Origin of the sequence: Bacteroides sp. DH3716P (assembly GCF_025914115.1) — a bacterium.
Classification (GTDB): Bacteria; Bacteroidota; Bacteroidia; order Bacteroidales; family Bacteroidaceae; genus Bacteroides; species Bacteroides ovatus.
In genome coordinates this window covers 6,597,953-6,603,457 of sequence record NZ_CP083673.1, presented here as the reverse complement: position 1 = coordinate 6,603,457, position 5,505 = coordinate 6,597,953, and the positions used below count along the sequence as shown (strand labels likewise).

Below are 5,505 nucleotides of genomic sequence, written 5' to 3'. Positions count from 1 at the left end.
CGAATCAAGCAATGCCTTCGTTGGGCAAGCCCTTGTGGATGGGGATTTCCTGACGCACTGAATGATATGTATGAGGAAATGAAGGCGCATAATGAGGAACTCCGAAAGAAATACAGGAATTTCAAGATGCCCATCAACGCTGATTAATAAACGAATATACTCAAATGGGGAAACCGAAGAAAAAACATAAGAAGGCGAAACAACTACCCTTAAGCAAAGAAGAGCAGATTTATCAAGCGGCAAGAGACCTTGCAGCTGAAATTGGCATATCCTATTCTGAGGCATTAGGGTTTACCTTGGGCATAAAGGACGTAACGTATGGTTGGGAAGACGACTATACGGAAGAAGAGTTTCAGGCACTGATTGACCATGCTGTGGGAGACACTGATTATGAGCACACCCTCTATTGAATCATCTACACGAGAGGAACGTTTGGATTACGTTCTGAATGAATGGAAATGCCTACACAACTGTGAGATATGCGGCAAATGCCATGTTCTGAAAGGCAGAAGTGAGGAAATGCTCTATGCCGACTATATTGACGGCAAGCGGTCATATATGGATATAACACTGGAAATAAGAAGTAACAGATAATGATGTCACAGAAATACATATATCCATCGTTGTTCCAGGAGGAGGATCCGCATGAGAGCATTCCTTCTGAGAAAACAGAGTACGACCTGACCAATCTCTTTGAGAGGCTGGCAAAGTCTGACTTTCGCAGCCGTTTCCATCTGTCCAAGAAAGACAGGGAGTATGTAATGGAAAAGGGATTGCCGACGATACGAAAACACGCAGAGGACTTTGTGGCAAAAAGACTTGCTCCGGCTGTCNATGGAAAAGGGATTGCCGACGATACGAAAACACGCAGAGGACTTTGTGGCAAAAAGACTTGCTCCGGCTGTCATACCGAACGACGGCAAACAGACTCCAATGCACGGGCATCCTGTTTTCCTGGCTCAACATGCCACTGGCTGTTGTTGCAGGGGATGCTTCTTCAAGTGGCATCACATCCCAGCAGGCAGGGCACTGACCAAGGAAGAACAGGAATATGCTGTTGCCGTATTGATGGCATGGATTGAAAAGCAGATGAATAAAGGATGAAGATAGAAGAAGCCATAATATATGTGATGGTAAAGCGAAATGGCGGCATGACAACTGACCAGATTGCCGATGCCATCAATCGTCATGGGCTGCACCTGAGAAAGGACGGTCAGCCTGTGACAAGCAAGCAGGTGTATGCAACAATCTGCCGTTTCCCTGAAATGTTCACAAAAGAANATGTGCTCACACCTTCAGAAGAAGTTGTTTGAACCAGAAGGTGTGTATTATCCTATATGGCAAGCCATGCAGGATGATGAGACCTTGACGGCTGTGGTGCGAAGCAGGCAGCTGCACATATACAGGAATGGGAAGAAGATCCTCGTTCTGGCAGGCAAGGCACAACCGAAAGTAATACGAGAAGATAAGTTGAATGAATTGATAACACAATAAAAAGAAGTAAGAATGAAATCATTTGGACAAAAATCGTGGATGCTTCCACAGCCGGTACTGATTATCGGCACATACGACAAGAACGGCAAGCCCAATGCAATGAACGCTGCTTGGGGCGGTCAATGGGACGCAAAGGAGATTATGATTGCCATGGGCGCACATGCCACTACGGAGAACCTGAACAACTGCCCCGACTTCACCGTGGCATTTGCTACAAAGCAGACCATGGTGGCAGCAGATTTCGTAGGCATCGTATCTGCCAAGAACGATGCGGATAAGATGGCGAAGACAGGTTGGAACGTCGAGAAGGCAGAGAATATCAACGCTCCCGTCTTTACAGACTTCCCCATGACATTGGAATGTCGCATCAAAGAGAAAATCGATGAGTCACCAGAGGGTTATTATATCGTGGCAGAGATAGTAAACATTCTCGTAGATGAAAAGTATCTTGCCGAGAATGGCAAGCCAGATATGGAGAAGATGGAACTCATCGTGTTCGATCCCATACATCACGGCTACATTGAGCTTGGCAAGACAGTTGGTCACGCATTCTCAGACGGTAAGGCTTTGAAGGGATGATACTCAGATACATCTTCCATAGCGGCTTCTTGCTTGAAACGTCTCAATGCATCCTGGTATTTGACTACTGGATGGATCCTGCTGGTGTCATGAGTGTGTACATGAATACATGTAAACCTGTGTACGTGTTTTCAAGTCACTTCCATGAAGACCACTTCACAAAAGAAATCTTCAAGTGGAAGAATCGCATTCCCAATGTCACATACATTCTGTCAAAGGACATACTCAAACGAAGAAGAGCTCAGAAAGAGGATGCAGATGTTTGGATGGTAAAAGGAACAGTCTGGGAAGATGAGTATCTGAAAGTGACAGCAACAGGCAGTAACGATAGCGGTGTAAGCTGGATAGTAGAAACTGAAGGAAAAACTATCTTTCACGCAGGAGACCTATGCAACTGGTACGCACGCTTCCTCGCCGACAACACACCTGAAGGAGAGGTCTTCAGCGAAGAGTTCGGTCAATATATCAATCCTGTGGCGGAGGAAAAGCGATTCCTTGGTGAACTTAAAGACATTCGAAAGATAACTGATTCCTTTGACCTCGTGATGTTTCCTGTGGACGGACGCATCGGTAACGGCTATACGCTGGGAGGAAGGCAGTTTATTGAACGTTTCAAGGTTGGAATGTTTGTCCCGATGCACTTTGTCATGAGTGGATTTGAGAGTGTATGGCGCATGGAACCTTTCTGCAAAGAGAAGGAAGTTCCCTTTTGGTGTATCGAGCATGAAGGAGACAGCATAACAATTTCATAATCAAATCATCAAAACAATGGACGCAAAAGAAAAAGTATTGGCAACAATGAAGGAGGCTGGTCAGCCTCTCAACGCAGGTAAAATCGCAGAACTCAGCGGTCTCGACCGCAAAGAGGTTGATTCTGCAATGAAACAGTTGAAGGCAGAGGGTGCAATCGTCTCTCCTGTGCGTTGCAAATGGGCACCTGCAGAGTAAGGTTTATACTGCTGTCTTGAAATATAGGCAGCAGTNGTGCAATCGTCTCTCCTGTGCGTTGCAAATGGGCACCTGCAGAGTAAGGTTTATACTGCTGTCTTGAAATATAGGCAGCAGTATCTTTAGTTTTTATCAAAATGTTAAGGTGAGGAATCTGAATATCCTTGCCTACGGACATGAATATCCGCTGCATCTTTTTGGGGTAAGGTGCAGACGTGTGGCTGTCAGCGTATCTTGGATTAGAAACGCTTAGCGGTCACGGCGAAAGTCATTTCGTCTCTCTCCGCCGAACAAAGCTCTGAGCACATTGCCCAAAGCTCCGAACACGAAGCAGCAAACGATGATTGCAACAATATCGTCCATAAGCATTTTCTGTTTTATGGGTTATACACTATTATGAAGATTCACTATGTCCAAGCCCTGCTGCTTGGCTTCTCTGACGGTGTAGAATGTGCCGCCCTTGGGATTGCCATTGAAGTAGGCAATGAGCCGTGAACTGCGGTTGACCATGTAGTCGTTGCGCCTCAGAAGGCAGCCATTATAGTATCGCTCGCTCAATACGACCACGTCATCCACGATGCGTAGGATGGCATCATATTTGGCTTGCTCTTCCTTGCCCCACCTATCAGACTGACCACGGAACGGCACAACGGCTATCACCTGCAAGTCCTTCAACTCGCATTGCAACGAAAGGGCGGCTTCTGCCGCCAGCAGGTCAAATCCCATTGCCATGCCACAATAGAAATACCGAGTATAATAGTATAAAGTATTTACTAAGGGGATTATCGACTACGAATAGTAAAGTAGTACAATAGTATTTACTACGATTAGTTGAGTTCATAGAAGAGATAGCGGTATCATCGTCTGTCCGGCGATGATACCGCGCGGCACTCATGTGTCATGCCGCTTTAGGTATTCGGTCATTGCCTCATTGACAATATTACGCAAGGACATCCCTTTCTTGATGGCGAGGTACTTCATCTTCGTGTGGATGCTCTTGTTGATAAGGAAATTGCAATGCACCGGCACTTCTGTAGTCTCAGAAACAGACACTGGTGGGGCTTGTGTGTTTTCTGTGACTATCTGCTCTTTACTCGGCTTCTTGGTGGAAGAAAGGAGTCCGTTGAGACCGCCTTTCATTCCCTCTTTCAACATACTGCTCTTGCTCATGGCCATACTATTTTAGTTTCAACACTTCCTTTGCCAAAGACATGTAATCACTGGCACCATTGGACTTGGGATTATACTCAAAGATAGTCTTGCCGTTGATGGGGGCTTCTGCCAAAGCCACATTGTCACGGATGACGGTCTTGAAGACTTTCTCGTGAAAACTGTCATTGACGATTTCCCTCACGCTTCGGTTCAACGTCTTGCGGCGGTCGAACTGCGTGATGACAATGCCGCCCACTTTGAGGTTGGGATTAAGCCGCTCCTGAACGATGCGGATAATATCCATCAACTTTGCCATACCTCTCATGGCAAGGTATTGTGCTTGAACAGGGATGATGATGTAGTCTGCTGCGGTGAGGGCATTCAAGGTCAGCAAGCCCAATGATGGTGGGCAGTCGATGATGATGTAGTCGAAATGCTCTTTGGCGATGGCTTTGGTGATAAGTCCCTTCAAGATAAGTTCCCGTCCCGGCTCACTGATAAGCTCTGACTCAGCCGCTGAAAGGTCAAGACAAGAAGGAACAACCGTGATGCCATTGTGCAACTTGACCAACGGCAAGGTGTACTGTCCACACATTGCGCCATAGACTGTCTGTTCTTCCTCGATGGACAATCCCAAGGCTTCTGTGAGGTTAGCTTGTCCATCCATGTCAATAGCCAAGACGTGCTTCATACTCAGTTGCAGAGCTGCCGCAAGGTTTACTGCTGTCTCTTATACACATCTGACGCTGCCGACGATANTTGTGCAACTTGACCAACGGCAAGGTGTACTGTCCACACATTGCGCCATAGACTGTCTGTTCTTCCTCGATGGACAATCCCAAGGCTTCTGTGAGGTTAGCTTGTCCATCCATGTCAATAGCCAAGACGTGCTTCATACTCAGTTGCAGAGCTGCCGCAAGGTTTACTGCGGTCGTACTTTTCCCTACGCCTCCTTTGTGATTTAGAATTGCAATTATCTGTGTCATAACGCGATACTACTATTAGTGAATACTACTTTACTATTCTGCTACTGATAGTACATACTAACCATAGTAAAATAGGATTTACTACGATTAGTACGTACTACTCTTAGTCAATACAACCCTCAGAATGGAAGGTCTTCGCTCTTGTCCTGCGGTGCATCGGCTGGCGGTACGGGAGCCTCGCCCTCTGCCTTGGCTGCCTTACGTGCCTTTGTTGCTGGGGTGTCGGCGGCATCTGCATTTTGACCGTTGTCAAAAGCCTTCCCTGCATTGACAAAGGCGATGGAGTCAGCTATGATGCTATGCTGTATGTGGTTCTCTCCGTTGCGGTCTGTCCAAATGGAAGAAG

At 46.6% G+C, this 5,505-nt stretch carries 8 protein-coding genes and 4 pseudogenes; 7 read left to right on the top strand and 5 right to left on the bottom strand.

All coding sequences use genetic code 11. The annotated features are described in order from the left end of the window. The first annotated feature begins 164 nt into the window (after positions 1–164). The 7 genes and pseudogenes from KQP79_RS25665 (at position 165) to KQP79_RS25630 (ending at position 3,021) form a co-directional block, all read left to right on the top strand. Positions 165–410 (top strand): hypothetical protein, encoded by a 246-nt coding sequence (locus KQP79_RS25665; protein WP_004319932.1) that lies wholly within the window; start codon positions 165–167, stop codon positions 408–410. A 183-nt stretch (positions 411–593) separates the two neighbouring features. Beyond that, a pseudogene (locus KQP79_RS25960) lies at positions 594–1,104 on the top strand (DUF4186 domain-containing protein). Continuing rightward, positions 1,101–1,313 carry a hypothetical protein gene (locus KQP79_RS25650; protein ID WP_264386597.1) on the top strand — a complete coding sequence of 71 codons (213 nt, stop codon included), beginning with the start codon at positions 1,101–1,103 and terminating at the stop codon, positions 1,311–1,313. Before KQP79_RS25960 ends, KQP79_RS25650 begins: the two are co-directional and overlap by 4 nt. Beyond that, a complete protein-coding gene (locus KQP79_RS25645; RefSeq protein ID WP_264386596.1) occupies positions 1,282–1,494 on the top strand; it encodes a hypothetical protein in 213 nt (70 codons plus the stop codon). Before KQP79_RS25650 ends, KQP79_RS25645 begins: the two co-directional genes overlap by 32 nt. A gap of 12 nt (positions 1,495–1,506) precedes the next feature. After that, entirely contained in the window at positions 1,507–2,073 is a 567-nt protein-coding gene (locus KQP79_RS25640; protein WP_004319925.1) for a flavin reductase family protein, read from the top strand. After that, complete coding sequence (locus tag KQP79_RS25635; RefSeq protein WP_004319924.1) at positions 2,070–2,825, top strand: MBL fold metallo-hydrolase; 756 nt, start codon at positions 2,070–2,072, stop codon at positions 2,823–2,825. The genes KQP79_RS25640 and KQP79_RS25635 overlap by 4 nt, the downstream gene beginning before the upstream one ends. A gap of 16 nt (positions 2,826–2,841) precedes the next feature. After that, positions 2,842–3,021: a transcriptional regulator gene (locus KQP79_RS25630; RefSeq protein ID WP_004319923.1), complete on the top strand. Its 180-nt coding sequence runs from the start codon at positions 2,842–2,844 to the stop codon at positions 3,019–3,021. A 384-nt stretch (positions 3,022–3,405) separates the two neighbouring features. Here KQP79_RS25630 and KQP79_RS25625 read toward each other — a convergent pair. The 5 genes and pseudogenes from KQP79_RS25625 to KQP79_RS25605 all read right to left on the bottom strand — a co-directional run. Next, positions 3,406–3,771: pseudogene (locus KQP79_RS25625) on the bottom strand (SLOG family protein); the annotation flags it as partial. A gap of 141 nt (positions 3,772–3,912) precedes the next feature. Continuing rightward, positions 3,913–4,191: a hypothetical protein gene (locus KQP79_RS25620; protein ID WP_004319919.1), complete on the bottom strand. Its 279-nt coding sequence runs from the start codon at positions 4,189–4,191 to the stop codon at positions 3,913–3,915. 7 nt (positions 4,192–4,198) lie between these two features. Further along, a pseudogene (locus tag KQP79_RS25615) lies at positions 4,199–4,900 on the bottom strand (ParA family protein); the annotation flags it as partial. Next, positions 4,842–5,159: a ParA family protein gene (locus KQP79_RS25610; RefSeq protein ID WP_413541951.1), complete on the bottom strand. Its 318-nt coding sequence runs from the start codon at positions 5,157–5,159 to the stop codon at positions 4,842–4,844. The pseudogene KQP79_RS25615 and the gene KQP79_RS25610, both read right to left, overlap by 59 nt. A gap of 119 nt (positions 5,160–5,278) precedes the next feature. After that, positions 5,279–5,505: pseudogene (locus tag KQP79_RS25605) on the bottom strand (single-stranded DNA-binding protein); the annotation flags it as partial.